The sequence below is a fragment of the Roseimicrobium sp. ORNL1 genome (genome assembly GCF_011044495.1).
Taxonomy (GTDB): domain Bacteria; phylum Verrucomicrobiota; class Verrucomicrobiia; order Verrucomicrobiales; family Verrucomicrobiaceae; genus Roseimicrobium.
The window spans coordinates 1,617,168-1,634,931 of the sequence record NZ_CP049143.1; the positions used below are offsets into that span (position 1 = coordinate 1,617,168).

Annotated in this window: 27 protein-coding genes; 25 read left to right on the plus strand and 2 right to left on the minus strand. The window is 59.4% G+C overall.

Annotated elements, in window-relative coordinates; all coding sequences use genetic code 11:
• The first annotated feature begins 40 nt into the window (after positions 1–40).
• The 25 genes from rpsG to hisA all read left to right on the plus strand — a co-directional run bounded on the left by rpsG (position 41) and on the right by hisA (position 16,128).
• Positions 41–514, plus strand: a complete 474-nt coding sequence (gene rpsG, locus G5S37_RS06430) for a 30S ribosomal protein S7 (RefSeq protein WP_165201932.1) — start codon at positions 41–43, stop codon at positions 512–514.
• Between the two features lie 57 nt (positions 515–571).
• The gene (fusA, locus tag G5S37_RS06435) at positions 572–2,728 is read left to right on the plus strand and encodes an elongation factor G (protein WP_165201934.1); all 2,157 of its coding nucleotides are present in this window, start codon (positions 572–574) and stop codon (positions 2,726–2,728) included.
• A gap of 35 nt (positions 2,729–2,763) precedes the next feature.
• Complete coding sequence (rpsJ, locus tag G5S37_RS06440) at positions 2,764–3,072, plus strand: 30S ribosomal protein S10 (RefSeq protein WP_009963539.1); 309 nt, start codon at positions 2,764–2,766, stop codon at positions 3,070–3,072.
• 25 nt (positions 3,073–3,097) lie between these two features.
• Entirely contained in the window at positions 3,098–3,739 is a 642-nt protein-coding gene (gene rplC / locus G5S37_RS06445) for a 50S ribosomal protein L3 (RefSeq protein WP_165201936.1), read from the plus strand.
• Positions 3,740–3,761: 22 nt separating this feature from the next.
• A complete protein-coding gene (gene rplD, locus G5S37_RS06450; RefSeq protein WP_165201938.1) occupies positions 3,762–4,373 on the plus strand; it encodes a 50S ribosomal protein L4 in 612 nt (203 codons plus the stop codon).
• Positions 4,374–4,655 carry a 50S ribosomal protein L23 gene (rplW, locus tag G5S37_RS06455; RefSeq protein ID WP_113956771.1) on the plus strand — a complete coding sequence of 94 codons (282 nt, stop codon included), beginning with the start codon at positions 4,374–4,376 and terminating at the stop codon, positions 4,653–4,655.
• Between the two features lie 49 nt (positions 4,656–4,704).
• Positions 4,705–5,541: a 50S ribosomal protein L2 gene (gene rplB, locus G5S37_RS06460; protein ID WP_165201939.1), complete on the plus strand. Its 837-nt coding sequence runs from the start codon at positions 4,705–4,707 to the stop codon at positions 5,539–5,541.
• 36 nt (positions 5,542–5,577) lie between these two features.
• Entirely contained in the window at positions 5,578–5,856 is a 279-nt protein-coding gene (gene rpsS / locus G5S37_RS06465; RefSeq protein ID WP_165201941.1) for a 30S ribosomal protein S19, read from the plus strand.
• Positions 5,857–5,906: 50 nt separating this feature from the next.
• Positions 5,907–6,698 (plus strand): hypothetical protein, encoded by a 792-nt coding sequence (locus G5S37_RS06470; protein ID WP_165201943.1) that lies wholly within the window; start codon positions 5,907–5,909, stop codon positions 6,696–6,698.
• An 18-nt stretch (positions 6,699–6,716) separates the two neighbouring features.
• Complete coding sequence (gene rplV / locus G5S37_RS06475) at positions 6,717–7,115, plus strand: 50S ribosomal protein L22 (protein ID WP_165201945.1); 399 nt, start codon at positions 6,717–6,719, stop codon at positions 7,113–7,115.
• A 33-nt stretch (positions 7,116–7,148) separates the two neighbouring features.
• Positions 7,149–7,967, plus strand: a complete 819-nt coding sequence (gene rpsC / locus G5S37_RS06480) for a 30S ribosomal protein S3 (protein WP_165201948.1) — start codon at positions 7,149–7,151, stop codon at positions 7,965–7,967.
• Between the two features lie 48 nt (positions 7,968–8,015).
• Positions 8,016–8,438, plus strand: coding sequence for a 50S ribosomal protein L16 (rplP, locus tag G5S37_RS06485; protein WP_165201950.1), 423 nt, complete (start codon positions 8,016–8,018; stop codon positions 8,436–8,438).
• Between the two features lie 46 nt (positions 8,439–8,484).
• Entirely contained in the window at positions 8,485–8,799 is a 315-nt protein-coding gene (gene rpmC, locus G5S37_RS06490) for a 50S ribosomal protein L29 (protein ID WP_165201952.1), read from the plus strand.
• A 23-nt stretch (positions 8,800–8,822) separates the two neighbouring features.
• On the plus strand, positions 8,823–9,107 hold the full coding sequence (gene rpsQ, locus G5S37_RS06495; protein ID WP_165201954.1) for a 30S ribosomal protein S17: 285 nt from the start codon (positions 8,823–8,825) through the stop codon (positions 9,105–9,107).
• Between the two features lie 48 nt (positions 9,108–9,155).
• Positions 9,156–9,524: a 50S ribosomal protein L14 gene (gene rplN / locus G5S37_RS06500; RefSeq protein ID WP_113956780.1), complete on the plus strand. Its 369-nt coding sequence runs from the start codon at positions 9,156–9,158 to the stop codon at positions 9,522–9,524.
• Complete coding sequence (gene rplX, locus G5S37_RS06505) at positions 9,521–9,763, plus strand: 50S ribosomal protein L24 (protein WP_165201956.1); 243 nt, start codon at positions 9,521–9,523, stop codon at positions 9,761–9,763. The genes rplN and rplX overlap by 4 nt, the downstream gene beginning before the upstream one ends.
• A 75-nt stretch (positions 9,764–9,838) precedes the next feature.
• Entirely contained in the window at positions 9,839–10,417 is a 579-nt protein-coding gene (gene rplE, locus G5S37_RS06510) for a 50S ribosomal protein L5 (RefSeq protein ID WP_165201958.1), read from the plus strand.
• 30 nt (positions 10,418–10,447) lie between these two features.
• Positions 10,448–10,849 (plus strand): 30S ribosomal protein S8, encoded by a 402-nt coding sequence (rpsH, locus tag G5S37_RS06515; RefSeq protein ID WP_165201960.1) that lies wholly within the window; start codon positions 10,448–10,450, stop codon positions 10,847–10,849.
• Between the two features lie 14 nt (positions 10,850–10,863).
• Positions 10,864–11,400: a 50S ribosomal protein L6 gene (rplF, locus tag G5S37_RS06520; protein WP_165201962.1), complete on the plus strand. Its 537-nt coding sequence runs from the start codon at positions 10,864–10,866 to the stop codon at positions 11,398–11,400.
• Between the two features lie 19 nt (positions 11,401–11,419).
• Complete coding sequence (gene rplR / locus G5S37_RS06525) at positions 11,420–11,779, plus strand: 50S ribosomal protein L18 (RefSeq protein ID WP_165211407.1); 360 nt, start codon at positions 11,420–11,422, stop codon at positions 11,777–11,779.
• Positions 11,780–11,861: 82 nt separating this feature from the next.
• Positions 11,862–12,335, plus strand: coding sequence for a 30S ribosomal protein S5 (rpsE, locus tag G5S37_RS06530; RefSeq protein WP_343229912.1), 474 nt, complete (start codon positions 11,862–11,864; stop codon positions 12,333–12,335).
• Between the two features lie 35 nt (positions 12,336–12,370).
• Positions 12,371–12,820 (plus strand): 50S ribosomal protein L15, encoded by a 450-nt coding sequence (rplO, locus tag G5S37_RS06535; RefSeq protein ID WP_165201966.1) that lies wholly within the window; start codon positions 12,371–12,373, stop codon positions 12,818–12,820.
• Between the two features lie 97 nt (positions 12,821–12,917).
• Positions 12,918–14,423, plus strand: a complete 1,506-nt coding sequence (gene secY / locus G5S37_RS06540) for a preprotein translocase subunit SecY (protein ID WP_165201968.1) — start codon at positions 12,918–12,920, stop codon at positions 14,421–14,423.
• 92 nt (positions 14,424–14,515) lie between these two features.
• Positions 14,516–15,340 (plus strand): type I methionyl aminopeptidase, encoded by an 825-nt coding sequence (gene map, locus G5S37_RS06545; RefSeq protein ID WP_165201970.1) that lies wholly within the window; start codon positions 14,516–14,518, stop codon positions 15,338–15,340.
• A 23-nt stretch (positions 15,341–15,363) separates the two neighbouring features.
• Complete coding sequence (gene hisA / locus G5S37_RS06550) at positions 15,364–16,128, plus strand: phosphoribosylformimino-5-aminoimidazole carboxamide ribotide isomerase (protein ID WP_165201972.1); 765 nt, start codon at positions 15,364–15,366, stop codon at positions 16,126–16,128.
• A gap of 447 nt (positions 16,129–16,575) precedes the next feature.
• Here the strand turns inward: hisA and G5S37_RS06555 are convergent, their stop codons facing one another.
• Both G5S37_RS06555 and G5S37_RS06560 read right to left on the minus strand, forming a co-directional pair.
• Positions 16,576–17,061: a macro domain-containing protein gene (locus tag G5S37_RS06555; protein ID WP_165211410.1), complete on the minus strand. Its 486-nt coding sequence runs from the start codon at positions 17,059–17,061 to the stop codon at positions 16,576–16,578.
• 26 nt (positions 17,062–17,087) lie between these two features.
• Positions 17,088–17,744, minus strand: coding sequence for a hypothetical protein (locus G5S37_RS06560; protein ID WP_165201974.1), 657 nt, complete (start codon positions 17,742–17,744; stop codon positions 17,088–17,090).
• Positions 17,745–17,764: the final 20 nt, after the last annotated feature.

Genomic DNA, 17,764 nt, shown 5'->3' on the forward strand with positions numbered 1-17,764 from the left:
CCTGAAGTCCTGATAGCGAAACTTTTAACTGCCTCACAACATGTCCCGCAGGAAGCGCACTTACTCCAAGCACACCTACAAAGACGCCCGCTATGATAGCGAGCTCGTCGCCGGCCTCATCAGCAAGCTGATGGTCAGCGGTAAGAAGTCCCTTGCTGAGCGTCTGGTGTATGCCGCCATCGACCGCCTCAACGAAAACAGCGAAGCTGTTGACCCTCTTGAGCTGGTGACCCGCGCCATCGAGAATGTGAAGCCTCGCGTGGAAGTGAAGCCTCGTCGTGTGGGTGGTGCCACCTACCAGGTGCCTCTTGAAGTTGCTCCCAATCGCTCGCTGGGCATGGCCCTCCGCTGGATTGTTGGTTATGCCCGTGCCCGCAAGGGTGTGCCGATGCATGTCGCCCTCGCCAATGAGCTGAAGGACGCCTCGGTCAACCAGGGTAGCGCCATCCGCAAGCGTGACGACGTGCACAAGGCCGCCCAGGCCAACCGCGCGTTCGCCCACTTCCGCTGGTAGTCGATTTTTCTCTGAGCTGTACGTCGCAAGTCCTCCTTACCCAATATTCCCCCTTCCATGTCTGCCAACCTCAATTCCCCCAACCGCAGTTTCCCGCTGGAGCGTACGCGCAACATCGGCATCTGCGCGCACATTGATGCGGGAAAGACCACGCTGACTGAGCGTATTCTTTTCTACACGGGCATGATTCACAAGATTGGTGAAGTGCACGACGGCGCAGCCACCACGGACTGGATGGAACAGGAGCGCGAGCGCGGCATTACCATCACTTCCGCTGCTGTTACCACGAACTGGAAGCAGCTTCCTGAAAACGACATCTTCAAGCTCTTCACCGGCCAGGACATCCGTGTGAATATTATCGACACCCCCGGTCACGTGGACTTCACGGCCGAGGTGGAGCGCTCCCTGCGCGTGCTCGACGGTGCCATCTTCGTGCTTTGCGGCGTGGCCGGCGTGCAGCCCCAGTCCGAGACGGTCTACCGTCAGGCTGAAAAGTACGGTGTGCCCCGCATCGCCTTCGTGAACAAGATGGACCGCACCGGAGCGAACTTCGCCCGTGTCGTGGAAGACGTCCGCACGAAGCTGGGTGCGAATGCCTGGCCGATTCTTATCCCGATTGGTGCCGAAGATCAGCTCAAGGGCCAGATCGACGTGGTGAACCAGAAGGCTGTCATCTACTCGGATGACGACAAGTGGGGTTCCACCTACCACACCCGTGAACTTGAGGGTGACGAAATCGCCACCGCCAAGAAGGCGTACGACGAGCTCGTCGAAGAGCTCTGCAATGTGGACGACGAAATGGGCATGATGTTCCTTGAGGAAAAGCCCATCTCGAAAGAAGACGTCAAATCGGCTCTTCGCCGCGCTGTGATCAGCCTGAAGATCATCCCGATGGCGGGTGGCTCGGCTTTCAAGAACAAGGGTGTGCAGTATCTCGTGGACGCCGTGGTGGATTACCTCCCTGGTCCTCTCGACATTCCTGCCGCCAAGGGTCAGAGCCCCGACGACGCTGCAATCGTCATCGAAGCTCGCCCGGACGACAATGCCAAGTTTGTCTCCCTCGCGTTCAAGCTTTGGAGCGACAAGTTCGTCGGCAAGCTGGTGTTCTTCCGAGTCTACTCCGGCTGCGTCCGCAAGGGCGATGTGGTTTACAATCCCCGCACCCGCAAGACCGAGCGCGTGGGCCGCTTGATTCAGATTCAGGCCAACCAGCACAAGGACATCGACTGCTGTTACTCCGGCGATATCGCCGCCATGGTCGGCATCAAGAACGTCACCACGGGTGACACGCTCGCAGAAGATGATTACGACATCCTGCTTGAGCCCCCGTCCTTCCCCGAGCCTGTTATCTCCATGGCCGTGGAACCCAAGGCCAAGGGCGATCAGGAAAAGATGGCTCTCGCACTTCAGCGCCTCTCCGACGAAGATCCGACTTTCGTGGTCCGCACGGACGAAGAAACCGGCCAGACCATCATCGCAGGCATGGGCGAGCTTCACCTGGAAATCCTTCGCGACCGTATGCTTCGCGAGTTCAAGGTGGACACCAACGCCGGCAAACCTCAGATCGCCTATCGCGAAACCCTTACCCTGGCAGCCGACGGCGAAGGAAAGCTGGTCAAGCAGTCCGGTGGTCGCGGTCAGTACGGCCACGTGATTCTCAAGGTGTACCCGAGCGAACGTGGCAAGGGTGTGACGGTCGAAAACAAGGTTGTCGGCGGCACGATTCCCAAGGAATACATCAACGCTTGTAAATCCGGCGTTCTTGAAGCGGTGACCAACGGCATCATCGCCGGTTACGAAGTCATCGACATTCACATCGACCTTCTCGATGGATCGAGCCACGACGTGGACTCCAACGAAAACGCGTTCAAGATGGCGGCTATCTTCGCCGTGAAGGACGCGCTCAAGAAGGCGAAGTGCATCATGCTTGAGCCCATCATGGCAGTGGAAGCCACCACTCCTGAAGAGTATCAAGGCGACATCATGGGTGACCTTAACCGTCGCCGCGGCAAGATCACCTCGATCGACAGCCGCAACAACATGAGCATCGTGAAGGCCGAAGTGCCGCTCTCCGAAATGTTCGGATACAGCACCACCATCCGCACCCTGTCCAGCGGACGCGCCTCCTACTCCATGCAGCCCTCGCATTTCGAACAGGTGCCCCAGCAGATCGTGGATCAGATCGTGGAGCAGCGCGGCGGCAAGAAGTCCTAACCTGAGAATCATTTCACCCGAGCGGGATACACACCATGCAAAGTCAACGCATCAGAATTCGCCTGCGGGCTTACGATTACCGTGTGCTGGACAAGTCCACTGCGGAAATCGTGGAGACAGCCAAGCGCACCGGCGCCAAAGTGGCGGGCCCCATTCCTCTGCCCACCCGCATTGAGAAGTTCAATGTGAACCGCTCGCCCCACGTGGACAAGAAGTCCTCCGAGCATTTCGAAATCCGCACGCACAAGCGCTTGCTTGACATCGTGGATCCCACGGCCCGCACCGTGGATGAGCTGAAGAAACTGAATCTGCCGTCCGGCGTGGACATCACCATCCGCATCTAAGCGGGCACCCAGGAAGACGACTCCCATGAAAATTGGTTTGATTGGCAAAAAGCTGGGCATGACCCAGGTGTACACGGACAAGGGCGAAGCGCTTCCGGTAACCGTCATTCAGGTGGCGGGCAACCAGGTGGTGCAGGTCAAGACCGTGGAGAAGGATGGCTACAGCGCTGTTCAGCTTGGCTTCGACGACAAGAAGGAGAAGAGCGTGAACAAGCCTGAGGGCGGTCATTTCAAGAAGGCTGGTGCCTCTGCGAAGTACGTGCTCAAGGAATACCGCATCGATGGTGAGGCTCCTGCAGCCGGCACCGTGTTCGGTCCTGAAGTGTTCGAAGTTGGCGACGTCGTGGACGTCATCGGCACCACCAAGGGCAAGGGCTTCCAGGGCGTTGTGAAGCGCTATGGCTTCCGCGGCCAGCCCATGACCCACGGTTCCATGATGCACCGTCGTACTGGTTCCATCGGTTGCCGTCTTACCCCCGGTCGCGTTTGGAAGAACCAGAAGATGCCCGGACACACCGGCACCACCAATCGTACCACGCAGAATCTGCAGATCGTGCAGAGCCGCACTGAAGAGGGCGTCATCCTTGTGAGGGGCTGCGTTCCTGGCCACAACAATTCCTACGTCTTCGTGCGTCCCGCCATCAAGAAGGTGGCCGCCAAGAACTAACTTTTGAGTCGAGCCCATCGTCATGTCCGCAACTACTCTTACACTCGACGCCGCCAAGAAGGCCAGCATCAACCTGGTCGAGGATCCTGCCAAGGGCCTCCAGGCTCTGCACGAAACCGTCGTGGCCTATCGCGCCAACCGCCGCCAGGGCACTGCCAGCACCAAGACCCGCAATGAAGTCGCGGGCTCCGGCAAGAAGCTCTGGAATCAGAAGGGCACCGGCCGCGCTCGTATGGGCAGCGTCCGCTCTCCCATCTGGCGTGGGGGTGGTGTCGTCTGGGGCCCCCGTCCTCGCGACTATTCCAAGAAGATCCCGCAGAAGATCAAGTCGCTGGCTCTCCGCCGCGCCCTGACCTCCCGCATTGAAGACGGCGACGTCCTCACCACGGCGAACTTCTCCATCCAGGACGGCAAGACCAAGAGCTTCATCAAGACGCTCAGCGGTCTGACCGACGCCAAGAAGGTGCTCGTGCTCGCCAGCGCCTTCGATGAAACCACCTTCCTCAGCGGTCGCAATGTTGCCAACGTGCAGCTTCTGAACGCCGCCGACGTGAATGCTGAACACCTCCTCAACTTCGCGAAAATCGTCGTGGTGGGAGACGCACTTGAAATCCTTGCCAAGAGGACTGCCTAAATGAAAGACCTTTCCTACGCCATCAAAACGATCCGCCTCAGTGAGAAGGCCACCCTTCTTGGTGAGAAGCTGAACGAGTACGTCTTCAAGGTCGATCCGCGCGCCAACAAGATCGAGATCAAGCAGGCCGTGGAGAAGCTCTTTGGCAAGAAGGTCGTCGACGTTCGCACCATGAACTACTCCGGTAAGGAACGCCGTCGCGGCGCCCGTGCCGGTCAGACCTCCGACTGGAAGAAAGCTGTTGTCCGCCTCAAAGAAGGCGAAACCATCGAGCTCGCCTAGTCGACTCCCGCCTCGTTCGTCCCTGTAGAAATTTTCCCCTTATCGCGTCATGGCTCTTAAGACATTCAAGCCCAACACGCCCTCGAACCGGTTCAAGCAGCTCCCTGCCTTCGAAGAAATTACGAAGCACACACCGGAGCGCAGCCTGACTGAGGCCCTGCGCAAGTCGGGTGGCCGCAACAACACGGGTCGCATCACCTGCCGTCACATCGGCGGTGGTCACAAGCGCCGCTATCGTCTCATCGACTTCAAGCGCTCCCGCCGTGATGAAGCTGCCAACGTGGTCGGCATCGAGTACGATCCGAACCGCTCCGCCCGTATCGCGCTCATCCAGTTCCCGGATGGCCAGAAGAGCTACATCCTTGCTCCCGCCAATCTTGAAGTGGGTGCCAAGGTGACCGCCGGAGAGAAGGCCCAGCCTGAACTCGGCAACGCTCTGCCCCTGCGCAACATCCCGCTCGGTACGCAGATCCACAACATCGAGATCAACCCTGCCCAGGGTGGCAAGCTCGTCCGCGCCGCCGGCCAGGCCGCCATTCTCTCCAACCGCGAAGGTCGCTACGCGCTCATCCGCCTGCCCTCCGGTGAAATCCGCAAGATTCTCGCCGAGTGCTACGCCACGATTGGCCAGGTCGGCAACACCGACCACATGAACGTCATCAGCGGCAAGGCTGGACGTACCCGCTGGCTGGGCGTTCGCCCGACCGTGCGCGGCATGTGCATGAACCCCATCGACCACCCGAACGGTGGTGGTGAAGGCCGCTCCAAGTCCGGTGGTGGTCGCCAGCACCTCCTCAGCCCCTGGGGCCACGCCAAGGGCCAGAAGACCCGCAGCAAGAAGAAGCACTCGAACCGCCTCATCGTGCAGCGTCGCAACGCCAAGTAATCATTTTCGAACCTCTGACCCAGCTAGTTACCTGCCATGGGACGCTCACTTAAAAAAGGACCTTTCATCAACCAGAAGCTGCTCTGGAAGATTGACACTCAGAATGAAGCCGGCACCAAGCGGCCCATCAAGACCTGGGCTCGTGCTTCGATCATCCCGCCCGACTTCGTTGGCCACACCTTCCTGGTGCACAACGGCAAGGACTTCATCAGCGTGTATGTGACCGAAAACATGGTCGGACATCGCCTCGGTGAATTCTCCCCGACCCGCACCTTCAAGGGCCACGGCGCTCACACCGCCAAGGTCACCAAGTAAGCAAAGCAGTTCGTTCGTCTTCGAGTCTCCTTATTTCTTTCTTCACCGCCATGTCACTGTTCCGCAACATCGCCCGCCAAGGCACTGCCGCGCTTCTCGCGCTGGTGGCGCTCGGTGCTGGCCATGTGCAGGGGCAGCAGAACCTGGCGGTGGAACTGAAGGAGGCTCAGATGACCCTCACGGCGGCGCTGACTCGCGTCTCCGACCTCGACGCCCGCCTGACGAAGGCTCGCGAACAGGTGAATGCCCTGGCGGAAGCGCTTGCCTCCGCCAACGGTGAGTCCCAGCAGGGCCGCGAGGCCTATGAACGCATCCGCGTGCAGATGGAAGGTCTCGGCATGGCCGCGCTGGATGCCAGCAGCAGTGAAACCAATCAGCGCCTTCTCGCCGCGCTGAGCGACCTCCGCATCCTCGAAGGCCAGAACCGCGCCCTCGCAGACGCGCTCTACCAGCTCTCGTTGGCCAGCCTCGAGTATGCCAAGGCCTCCGGTCCTGTGCAGGGCCAGCCCAAGCTGAAGTTCGACGAAGGTCTCGCCGCTGCGGACAAGGCCCTGGCCAAGGTGCAGGCCGCCAAACAACCCGTCGGAGATCTCGATCTCCAAAACGCCCGTGTCGTAAGCCTGAAGGAAGACACCGGTATTCTCATTCTCAATGTCGGATCGCGCCACGGGGTGCATCCCGGCATGCCCTTTTCCATCTACCGTCAGGATAAGCCTGTGGCCCGCGTCCTTGTAGTCGATGTCCGCAATGGCATCAGCGGTGCCGTGTTGCAGGAACTCGTCAGCAAGGATGAACCCGTCAAAGTAGGGGACACCGGTCGCGTCGAGCCCGTGAAGAGTTAACTGGAAGCAAGTCAAGCCATGGAAGTCAAATCCGTCACGAAATTCGCAAGAATCTCCGATCTCAAGGCCCGGGAAGTCGCCCGCGCCGTGCAGGGGATGCCCGTCTCGCAGGCCCTCAGCGTGCTCAACTTCACTCCGAAGAAGGCCGCCCTCTTGATCGGCAAGACCCTCCGCTCCGCCATCGCCAACGCGGAGAACAACCACGAGCTCGATGCGGATGATCTCTACATCAAGAGCGCCACGGCCACCAAGGGCCCGGTTCTCAAGCGCATCATGCCCCGCGCCCGTGGTTCCGCCGCCGGCATCAAGAAGCGCATGAGCCACCTCACCATCGTCCTGGCACAGAAGCCGGAAGAAAAAGAAGAAGCGAAACCCAAGCGCGCCGCCAAGACGAAGAAGGCCGCTGAGCAAGCCTAATCAGCCGCCAGACACCCAACCCTTTCAAATACTATGGGCCAAAAAGTCAATCCAATCGGATTCCGTCTCGCCGTCAATAAAGACTGGCGCTCGAAGTGGTACGCCCCGGAGAAGGACTATGCGGAGTTCCTGCATGCTGACCTTGCCATTCGCGACTACCTCAAGAAGAAGCTTTCCTCGGCGGCACTCGCCAAGATCGTCATCGAGCGCGCCTGGAACCTGGTGCGCGTCACCCTGCACACCGCGCGTCCCGGTCTTGTGATCGGTCGCAAGGGCCAGGAAATCGAGGTGATGAGCAACGAGATCTCCAAGATGTGCGGCGGCAAGTCCGTGAAGATTGACATCCTTGAGATCAAGCAGCCTGAGATCGACGCCCAGCTTGTGGCTGAGAGCGTGGCGACCCAGCTTGAGCGCCGTATTTCTTTCCGTCGTGCGATGAAGCGCGCCGTGCAGACCGCGATGGACATGGGTGCCGATGGCATTCGTATCCGCTGCGCCGGTCGTCTCGGTGGTGCGGACATCGCCCGCGCCGAGCAGTATCGCCAGGGCAAGGTGCCTCTTCAGACCCTTCGTATCAACATCGACTACGGCTTCACCGAAGCCCGTACCGTGTATGGCATCATCGGCGTGAAGTGCTGGCTCAACCGCAAGCCTGAAGTCGAAGGAGCTCCCGCTCCCGAGCGCCGCCAGGAGCGTCGCCCACGTCGTGAAGGCGACCGCGGCCCGCGTGGCGGTGGTGGTGGCGGCGGATATCGCGGTGGAGACCGTGGTGACCGCGGCGGAGATCGTGGTGGTGACCGTCAGGCCTCCGCGCCTGCCCCGGCTCCCGCCGAAGCGCCCGCTGCGCAGTAAGTTTTTTGAATCGCTTTTAACACTGGAAACAAAGGAAGGATCTGAGTCATGGCAATGCTGCCCAGCAGAGTTAAGTATCGCAAGACCCAGCGCGGAAGCCGCGCGGGCAATGCCACCACGTGCAACAAGATCAGCTTCGGCGAGTTCGGCCTTCAGGCCCTGGACCGCCACTGGATCAAGAGCAATCAGATCGAAGCCTGCCGTGTGGCCATCACCCGCCACCTCAAGCGTAAAGGCAGCGTCTTCATCCGCATCTTCCCACACAAGCCCGTGACGGCCCGTCCCCCGGAAACCCGAATGGGTAAAGGTAAGGGCGCTCCCGAATTCTGGGTGGCGGTGGTGTACCCCGGCACGATGCTTTTCGAAATCTCCGGTGTGAGCGAAAACCTTGCACGCGACGCCTGCCGTCTGGCCGCCAACAAGCTGGGTATCCGTACCCGCTTCGTGACCCGCCAGTCGATGATGCACTAGTCATTCCCGAGCAACCAACCGAAATAGAACGCGCCAAACCAGCGATATGAAAGTCCAGGAACTCAGGGAACTGACCAACGAAGAAATCGCCGTCCGCCGCCGCGAGGCCAGGCAGGAACTGCTGCACCTCAGCGTACAGCAGGCCAGCGGACAGGTGGAAAACACCGGACGCTTCCGTCAGATCAAGCGCGGTATCGCGCAGATGGAGACCATCCTTTCCGAGCGTCGCCTCAACATTGTGGTGACCAGCGGACCGAAGAAGGAGAAGAAGGCCAAGGTCGAAGCTCCCGCGGCTGACAAGCCCGCCGCAAAGAAGGCAGCCAAGAAGGCCGCGAAGAAAGCCGCCAAGAAGGCTGAATAAAGAATTCAACAGAGACACCAACGATGAGCGAAACGCAAACCAGTGCAGCCACCACCGAACCGCGACAGGCGGTGAAGAAGACCCGCGTGGGTGTGGTCGTGTCCGACAAGATGTCCAAGACCATCGTGGTCGAAGTGGAGCGTCGGGTGCCGCATGCCCTCTTCAAGAAGATTGTGCGCAAGACCTCCAAGTTCTATGCGCATGATGAAGAGGCCAAGGCCAAGATCGGCGACAAGGTGCGCATCGAAGAAACCCGCCCTCTGAGCAAGCTCAAGCGCTGGAAGCTCGTCGAAGTGCTCGCGCACTAAATCAATTCACGAAACCCCAACTGAACTACTCGAGGGAGGATCTGGCTTATGTTGCAAATGGAGTCCGAAATCGCGATTGCCGACAATACCGGCGCTCGCATGGCTGAGATGATTGGTGTCATCGGCCGCAAGAACAAGCGTACCGCGGACATTGGTGATATCATCACCGCGCACGTGCGTGTTTCCACCCCCACCGCCCAGGTGAAGAAGGGTGAAGTGGTCCGCGCCGTGGTGGTGCGCACCGCTGCCCCCATCCGCCGTGCTGACGGTTCCGTCCTGCGCTTCGACAAGAACGCGATTGTCATCATCGACAAGGACAACAATCCCCGCGGCAGCCGCATCTTTGGCCCTGTGGCCCGTGAGCTGCGTGACCGCAACTTCATGAAGATCGTTTCTCTCGCCCCCGAAGTGCTATGAGCCGTACCAAGAACCACGTAAAGAAGGGTGACCTCGTCGAGGTGACCTCCGGAGAACACCAGGGCAAGCAGGGCCACGTCCTGCAGGTCCTCCCGCAGAAGGGCTACGTGCTCGTGGAAGGCGTGCGCATGATCAAGAAGTCTGTGCGCCCCTCTCAAGACAAGCCCCAGGGCGGCTTCGCCGAGCGCGAAGGCACCATTCACATTTCTAATGTGAAACTTGTTGAATCCAAGAAATAACCAGCCATCTTGACAGCCCGTTTTTCGCGGCCCCCCGATGGGGCTGCGGGGTTAGAAACCAAGGGACTCTGATACATGCAACCGGAACTGCTTACTCAATATAAAGAACAGGTCGTCGACCAACTGCGCAAAACACTGGAGCTTGAAAACGTTCACCAGGTGCCTCGCCTGGAAAAGATTGTGTTGAACTGCTCCGTGGGCAAGGAACCCGACCGCAAGCAGGCCATTGAAGACGCGGTGAAGGAAATCAGCATCACCGGTCAGAAGCCCGTCATTACCCTCAGCAAGAAGGCCATCGCCAACTTCAAGCTTCGTGAAGGTGAAGCCATCGGCGTGAAGGTCACCCTGCGTGGCCGCCGCATGTATGACTTCATGATGCGTCTGGTGAAGACCGCCATCCCGCGCATTCGCGACTTCCGTGGCGTCACCCCCCGTGCCTTTGACGGCCGTGGCAACTACACCCTCGGTGTGGCTGAGCAGAGCATCTTCCCCGAAATCGAGCTGGACAAGATCAAGCGCTCCCTCGGTTTCGACGTGACCTTCGTCACTTCCACGAACAACGATGACCACGCTCGCGAGATGCTTCGCGCTCTGGGCATGCCGTTCCGCACCCGCACGCAGCAGCCGAAGAAGGAAGAAGCTGCCTCCGCCTAAGCCGCAAAAAGTATAGACTGAGGATTATCCATGAGTGTTGTCACTGACCCAATCGCCGACTTCCTGTCGCGAATCAAGAACGCCAGCCGCGCGGCCAAGACCGAGGCATTGGCGCCTTTCTCCCGCATCAAGGCTGAGATCGCCCGTATTCTCCAGGAAGAAGGTTACGTCTGGTCCTATGAAGTCGTCACCCCGGAAGGCGGCAAGCCCACCATCAAGGTGAAGCTCAAGTATCAGGGCCGTACACCCGCTATCACGGATGTGAAGCGCGTGAGCAAGCCTGGTCTGCGTCAGTACGTTGGCTCCGATGAGGTGCCCAAGGTGCTTGGTGGACTTGGAATTTCCATTCTCTCCACGCCGAAGGGCGTGATGACCGGCGCCAAGGCGCGTCGTGCGAAAGTCGGCGGCGAACTGCTCGCTCAAATTTGGTAAGGAGGACCTGAATCATGTCACGCGTAGGTAAACAACCCATCCAGCTCCCGGACAAGGTCACCGTGAAGGTGACGGACTCCAACGTCCATGTGGAAGGTCCCAAGGGCAAACTCGACTACACCCTTCCCGAAGGTGTGAAGGTCTCCCAAGAAGGAACGAACATCGTGGTGAAGCGCGAGAGCGAAGACCGCAAGGTCCGCGCCATGCACGGCACCGTGCAGCGCCTCATCAGCAACATGGTCCAGGGCGTGAGCGCAGGCTTCCGCAAGGATCTTGAAATCCACGGCGTGGGTTTCCGTGCTGCGGTGAAGGGCACCAACTTGGACCTCAGCCTTGGCTACTCCCATCCACTGCTTCACCCGATTCCGAAGACCCTCAAGGTCGCGGTCGCTGAGAACACAAAGATCAGCGTCGAAGGCATCGACAAGCAGCTCGTCGGTCAGTTCGCGGCAGATGTCCGCAACTACTACCCGCCGGAACCCTATAAGGGCAAGGGCGTGCGCTACGTCGGCGAATACGTCCGTCGTAAGGAAGGCAAGAGCGTGAAGTAACGAATTTTTCCAGGCAATCATCATGGCTACGATCAATCGCAAAGCTAACCGGCGCCGCATTCATGCGCGTATCCGGAAGAACCTCAACGGTACGGCGGAACGTCCCCGTCTGGCGGTTCATTTCTCCAACAAGCGCGTATACGCCCAAATCATCAATGATGAAGAAGGCAAGACGCTTGTGTCTGCCTGCACGACCGAGAAGGCCCTCGCTGCATCGCTGGCGAACATCGCCAACGCCACCAAGGTGGGTGAGGCGATCGCCGAGCGCGCTCTCCAGGCCAACATCAACCAGGTCGTCTTTGACCGTGGTGGTCATGTCTTCCATGGCAAGGTGAAAGCCCTCGCCGATGCCGCCCGCGCCAAGGGTCTCCAGTTCTAATTATCCGACACCGATTTTCATTATGGCCTTTAATAACAGCAGAAGAGACAACCGGGGCTCAGACGACGGCGAGAAGAGCGATATGCTCGAGAAGGTCGTCTTCATCAACCGATGCGCCAAGGTCGTGAAGGGCGGTCGCCGCTTCAGCTTCAGCGCCCTCGTCGTTGCCGGTGACCAGAAGGGTCGCGTCGGCTTCGGCTTCGGCAAGGCGAACGAAGTGTCGGACGCCATCAAGAAGGCCAGCGAATCCTCCCGCAAGGATCTCCAGACCGTGAACCTCCTCAATGCCACCATCCCTCACGAGGTGACTGGTGAGCATGGTGGTGGCCGCGTGCTCCTCAAGCCTGCATCCCCTGGTACCGGCATCATCGCTGGTGGTGGTGTGCGCGCCGTGTGCGAAGCCGCCGGTGTGAAGGACGTGCTGGCCAAGTCCCTTGGTTCCAGCAACCACGCCAACGTGGTGAAGGCCACGCTGGCCGCTCTCTCCGCCCTGCGCATGCCGGACGAAATCCTCAAGATGCGCGGCAAGAAGGTCGCTTCCAAGCAGGCCATCTAAGCCCCGCAACCCAACCCTTTTTCCAGTAGACTATCATGAGACTTCACGACCTTAAACCCACCCAGGGCGCCCGCCATCGTCGCAAGCGCGTTGGCTGCGGTGAAAGCTCCGGCCACGGCAAGACCTCCGGCCGTGGCAACAAGGGCCAGAAGGCACGCTCCGGCGGCGCCATTCGCCCAGGCTTCGAAGGTGGCCAGATGCCCCTTTATCGTCGCCTTCCCAAGAAGGGCTTCAGCAACGCCATGTTCCGCAACGTGACCGCGGTGGTGAACATCGCTGACCTCAACGAGCGCTTCGAAGATGGCGCCGTGGTCAACGAAGCGAGCCTGCGTCAGGCTGGCCTGGTGAAGGGCAGCTACGACGTGGTGAAGGTGCTCGGTGCCGGCGAGCTCACACGCAAGCTCACGGTGGAGGTGGCCAGCGTCAGCGCCTCAGCAAAGGAAAAGATCGAAAAGGCAGGCGGCTCAGTCACGCTGAAGGCATGACCTGTCGGCGTTTCCGCCACACTTTTTCCATTTTGATGTTTGCGGGCGGCTCAGTTTGGTACTGAGTCGCTTGCCATTTCAAGACACGACTCCCTCCATGATTTCCGCCTTTGTAAACATCTTCAAGATACCGGATCTGCGCCAGAGGATCCTGTTCACCCTGGCCATGATTGTCATCGTGCGCATCGGGTACGCCATCACTCTTCCCGGCGTGAACCCGCATGTGCTCCAGGCGTGGGTGGATCTTACGGCCAAGGAAGCTACCAACAACCCCTTCGCCGCGGCAGCAGCCCTGGTGAACGTGTTCAGCGGTGGTGGTCTGCAGCGTTGCGCGATTTTCGCCCTGGGGATCATGCCCTACATCAGCGCGAGCATCATGATGCAGCTTCTCACGGCCGTGGTGCCGAGCATGAGCAAGCTGTCCCGTGAAGACGGCGGACGGCAGAAAATCAATCAGTGGACGCGCTATGCGACCGTGGGCCTCTGCCTTCTGCAGGGCTACATGCTGGCGGTGTCCTTGAAGAATCCGGGCCAGAACATCTTCCTCAGCGGCCTGGACAAGGCCATGCAGGCGGTTGGCAGCCCGCTGGTGCCTGATCACAACTGGATGTTTGTGGTCACCGCGGTGCTCACCATGACGGCGGGCAGCATGTTCATCATGTGGATGGGTGAGCAGATCACCGAGCGCGGCATCGGCAACGGTGTCTCCCTCCTTATTTGTATCAACATCGTGTCCGACCTTCCCGGCGCCCTCGTGCGTGTGTGGAAGACTTTCATCGCGAATGAGCAGGCGACCACCATGGACGCCATGAAGCTCCTGGCCATGCTCGTGCTGCTGGTGGCGGTCATCGCCGGCATCATCGCCCTGACTCAGGCACAGCGCCGCATTGCCATTCAGTACGCCAAGCGCGTGGTGGGCCGCAAGGTCTACGGCGGGCAGACGCAGTACATGCCGCTGAAGGTGAACTACGCGGGCGTCATGCCCATCATCTTCGCCCAGGCCATCCTTCTCTTCCCGGCTCAGATCATCGGCTTCATGTTCCCCCACCAGGCGGCCGTGCAGCAGTGGGCCGAGTGGCTCGCCTACGGCTGGCCGAACCTCATCATCTCCACCACGCTGATCTTCTTCTTCAGCTACTTCTGGGTGGCGACGATGTTCCAGCCGAACCAGATCGCGGAAGACCTTAAGAAGAGCGGTGGTTACATCCCCGGACAGCGCCCTGGCAAGCCCACGGCAGACTTCCTGGACTTCACCATGAGCCGCCTGACCTTCGCGGGTGCCCTCTTCCTGACCCTCATCTACCTGCTTCCGCTCCTCGTGCAGCGCGGCATGAAGATTGACCAGACCGTGGCCCAGTTCTTCGGTGGTACCAGCATCCTGATTCTCGTGGGTGTGGTGCTCGACGTGATGCGCCAGGTGGAAACTCATCTTCTGCAGCGCCACTACGACGGCTTCCTGCGCAAGGGCAAGATTCGCGGTCGCTTCGAGCGTCAGACGGGTGGTGGCATTGCTGCCAATCCCAAGCTGGTGGTCATGCTCTGGACCGTTATTGCCATCATCGCGCTGGTCGGCGTGTCGTTTGCGGTGTTCCACGGCAAGTAAGATGGTTTCATCATTTGAAGTGCCTGCGCGTCAATTGATTGATGCGCAGGCACGTTTGTTTGACCTTTGAGCGATTTGGGCTGACTTAAGTTATGGCATTTGGTTTTGACAGGATTCCCATCCGGAGTGGTAAAGCGCTCGACGGGATGCGGCGCGCATGCGGACTGGCCCGCGATGTTTTGCTGAAGGCAGCATCCATCGTGCAGCCTGGAGTGACCACGGCGGAGATTGATCGTCTGGTCGCTGCTGAAATCAAAGCGGCCGGAGCAGTCAGTGCCTTCCTGAACTATCAGGTCGGCAACAAGCGTTTCCCCGGCTACGCCTGCATCGGCGTGAATGAAGTCGTGGTGCATGGCATCGGCAATGACCGTCCGATTCAGCCGGGTGATATCGTGAAAATCGACGTGGGTCTGCACAAGGATGGCTGGGTGGGAGACAACGCCCTGACCGTGCCGGTGCACCCCATTGCCCCTGATGTGCAGAAGCTGCTCTCCGCCACGGAGGATTCGCTGCAGGTGGCCCTCGACTGGGCGCGTGATGGCATGATGCTGGGCGACCTCTGCAATTCTGTGGAAGCTTACGTGCGACGCTTCGGATTCACTGTGGTGCGCGACTACGTGGGCCATGGCGTGGGCCGCAAGCTTCACGAAGAGCCCCAGGTACCCAACTACGGTGTGAAGGGCGCCAAGCCCCGCTTGCGTGCCGGCATGACGCTGGCCGTGGAGCCAATGATCAATCTTGGCACGGAAGAGACCGTGACGCTCGACGACGAGTGGACCGTGGTGACCGCCGACCGCAAGGCCAGCGCCCACTATGAGCACGTGGTCCTCGTGACCACCGGTGAGCCTGAAGTGCTGACCTGGCGCGAGCGCATCAATCCGCCGCTCACGCAGCCGCTGAACCACACAGTCGCCTGACAAAGGGTGACCGGTGCATTGCCATGACACGTTTCCGTCCCTGCATTGACCTTCACGACGGCAAGGTAAAGCAGATCGTGGGCTCAACCTTGAAGGATGCCGGGGAAGGCCCGCGCGAGAATTTCGTGAGTGAGAAGCCTGCATCCTGGTATGCGGAACTCTACAAGAAGGACGGGCTCGTCGGCGGCCACGTCATCATGCTGGGGAAGGGGAATGAGGAAGCGGCGCTCGGCGCACTTCAGGCCTTTCCCGGTGGCCTGCATATCGGTGGCGGGATTCGTCCGGACAATGCGAAGAAGTTCTTGGATGCCGGTGCCAGCCATGTGATCATCACGAGCTATGCGTTTGATGCGCAGGCGCGCTTCCGCGAAGACCGCGTGCGCGAGATGGTGGAGACTGTGGGCCGCGAACGCCTTGTACTCGACCTGAGTTGCCGAGCTACCACGGATGGCTGGGTGGTCGCGATGAACCGGTGGCAGACCATGACGGATCTGGTTGTGGACGCAGATGCGTTCAAACGCCTGTCACCCTATTGCGATGAGTTTTTGATTCACGCCGTAGATGTGGAAGGCAAGTGCGAAGGCATTGATGAAGCCCTGGTGAAATGCCTTGGTGTCTGGTGCGACAAGCCGGTGACGTATGCCGGTGGCGCGAGGAGCGTGAAGGACCTGGAACGAACGCAAGAGCTGAGCGCTGGCAAAGTGGACGTTACGATCGGCAGCGCGCTGGATATCTTCGGTGGGAAGGGCGCGAGGTACGAGGAGTGTGCGGCGTTTAATCGGCGGTAGAAGCGAAGCCATTGCCTCGCCTATGGGTCCTGAATGAAAGGTCTGTCGGGAAGTTTTTTCCCACACCAAGGGCAAAAGGAGATGAAGCTTCGCACATCACCTATTCTCCAACAGGGATCCTCACCTCGGAAGAGTTCGAAGGTGATGCGATTTGCGCCTCGTTCTCCGGACTCCTCTACGGCAACAAACATCCCTGCACAGCAGTAACGGCTCAGTCTGCTTTGTCGCCGCAGGATGTCCGCCGGAATGACGTGGTGCAGCCAATGCCGGCATTTCGGGCACTGTCGTATGTGCATGGTTGCCCTTGCGTCGGGCATGGCATCTTTCTCCTCGACAGGACATTCATCGGAGAAAAACTTCAGCGCGATGGCAGCCTCAAGGTGGTAACGTGAAACCAACCACTCCCGCTGTGCGCGACAAATGGGCAGACCTTCGGCCCCGTCAGCATCATGGATGGGAATGGTCTTCACTCCTGGTGGAAAGGTTTGGCGGCGGCTGATAGTAAACCACGGTAGTATCTGTGTCACCAAGCTCCTCCCGGATGATCTGAAGGATGGTCTTCCAGTCACCGCCCGCCAAGCCTGCACCAATCTGAGGCAGTCCGATTCTGGCATTGGGAAAGTCAGCGGCCACTTTTGTCAGGCATGACCGGATGGCATCGTAATCGGCTTTCTGACCAGAACCTTGCCAGTGGTGTTGCGTGTAGGCGTTTACGATCGTGAGGTCATTCACCTTTGCGGATGAATAGGTGCCCAGCTTGTTCCGGTCGCCTTTTGGTGTCCTGCAGTCGGACCTATAGGCTGCAGGGAATGTGGCTTTGATCTGCTTTGCGATGCCCGCACCCATGGTGCAGAAGCAATTGCAGCCGTGAACCACAACATCGAATTCCCCAGCAAGGGCCATTTGGATCAAGTCACCGTGGGCTTCGCGAATCATGGAAGGAACAGGTTAGAGAAGGACTACGTACTCGGCGCCTCCATTTGGAAGGATGACAGGCACCGTGAAATGATTGGATCATCGTGGTGCGATCCCGCGGATATCACCAACACCCAGTACACATTGCCATTCGCATAGGCGACGCGGGTCCAGAAGCGAATTTTTCCAGCGTCTCGTTCGAGGGCGAGGGCGAATCCGGCTGTGGAACCCAGTTGCATTGGCTCTTCATGGATCACCGTGAACCCTTGCTGGGTGAAGTACATCTTCAGGGCAGTAATCTTTTCGGCGTCTGGTATGTTCTCCTGGCCAGGTGGAAGTTTACTGAAGGAAAGGAAGATAGAAATCTCCTTGAATGGAACGCCGTGGACCAGGCTCGTGCGAAGCACGCTGACGCCGTCCAGGGTATCGGTCTGCTCCTGCGTTTTTGTCTCTCCCGGAAATTCAACAGAGGCTGCTCTATCAAGGGTCATCAATCGTTGCCAGCTGGGTGGGGGCGGCTGTTCCGTAAGCCGGAAAGTGCCATAGAGAATCATGAGAGGGCCGCAGACTTTCAGAATCGTCAGCGAGCGCTTTTGGGCCTCAGTCCTTGCTGGAGTACGACGAATGGCGACGAAGCAGGCGAAAATGCCGCCCAAAATCGTAATCAAGGCGTCAACGTGCTGAGCGATGAATTGGAGCATGTATTGAAGGTGAGCGTGGA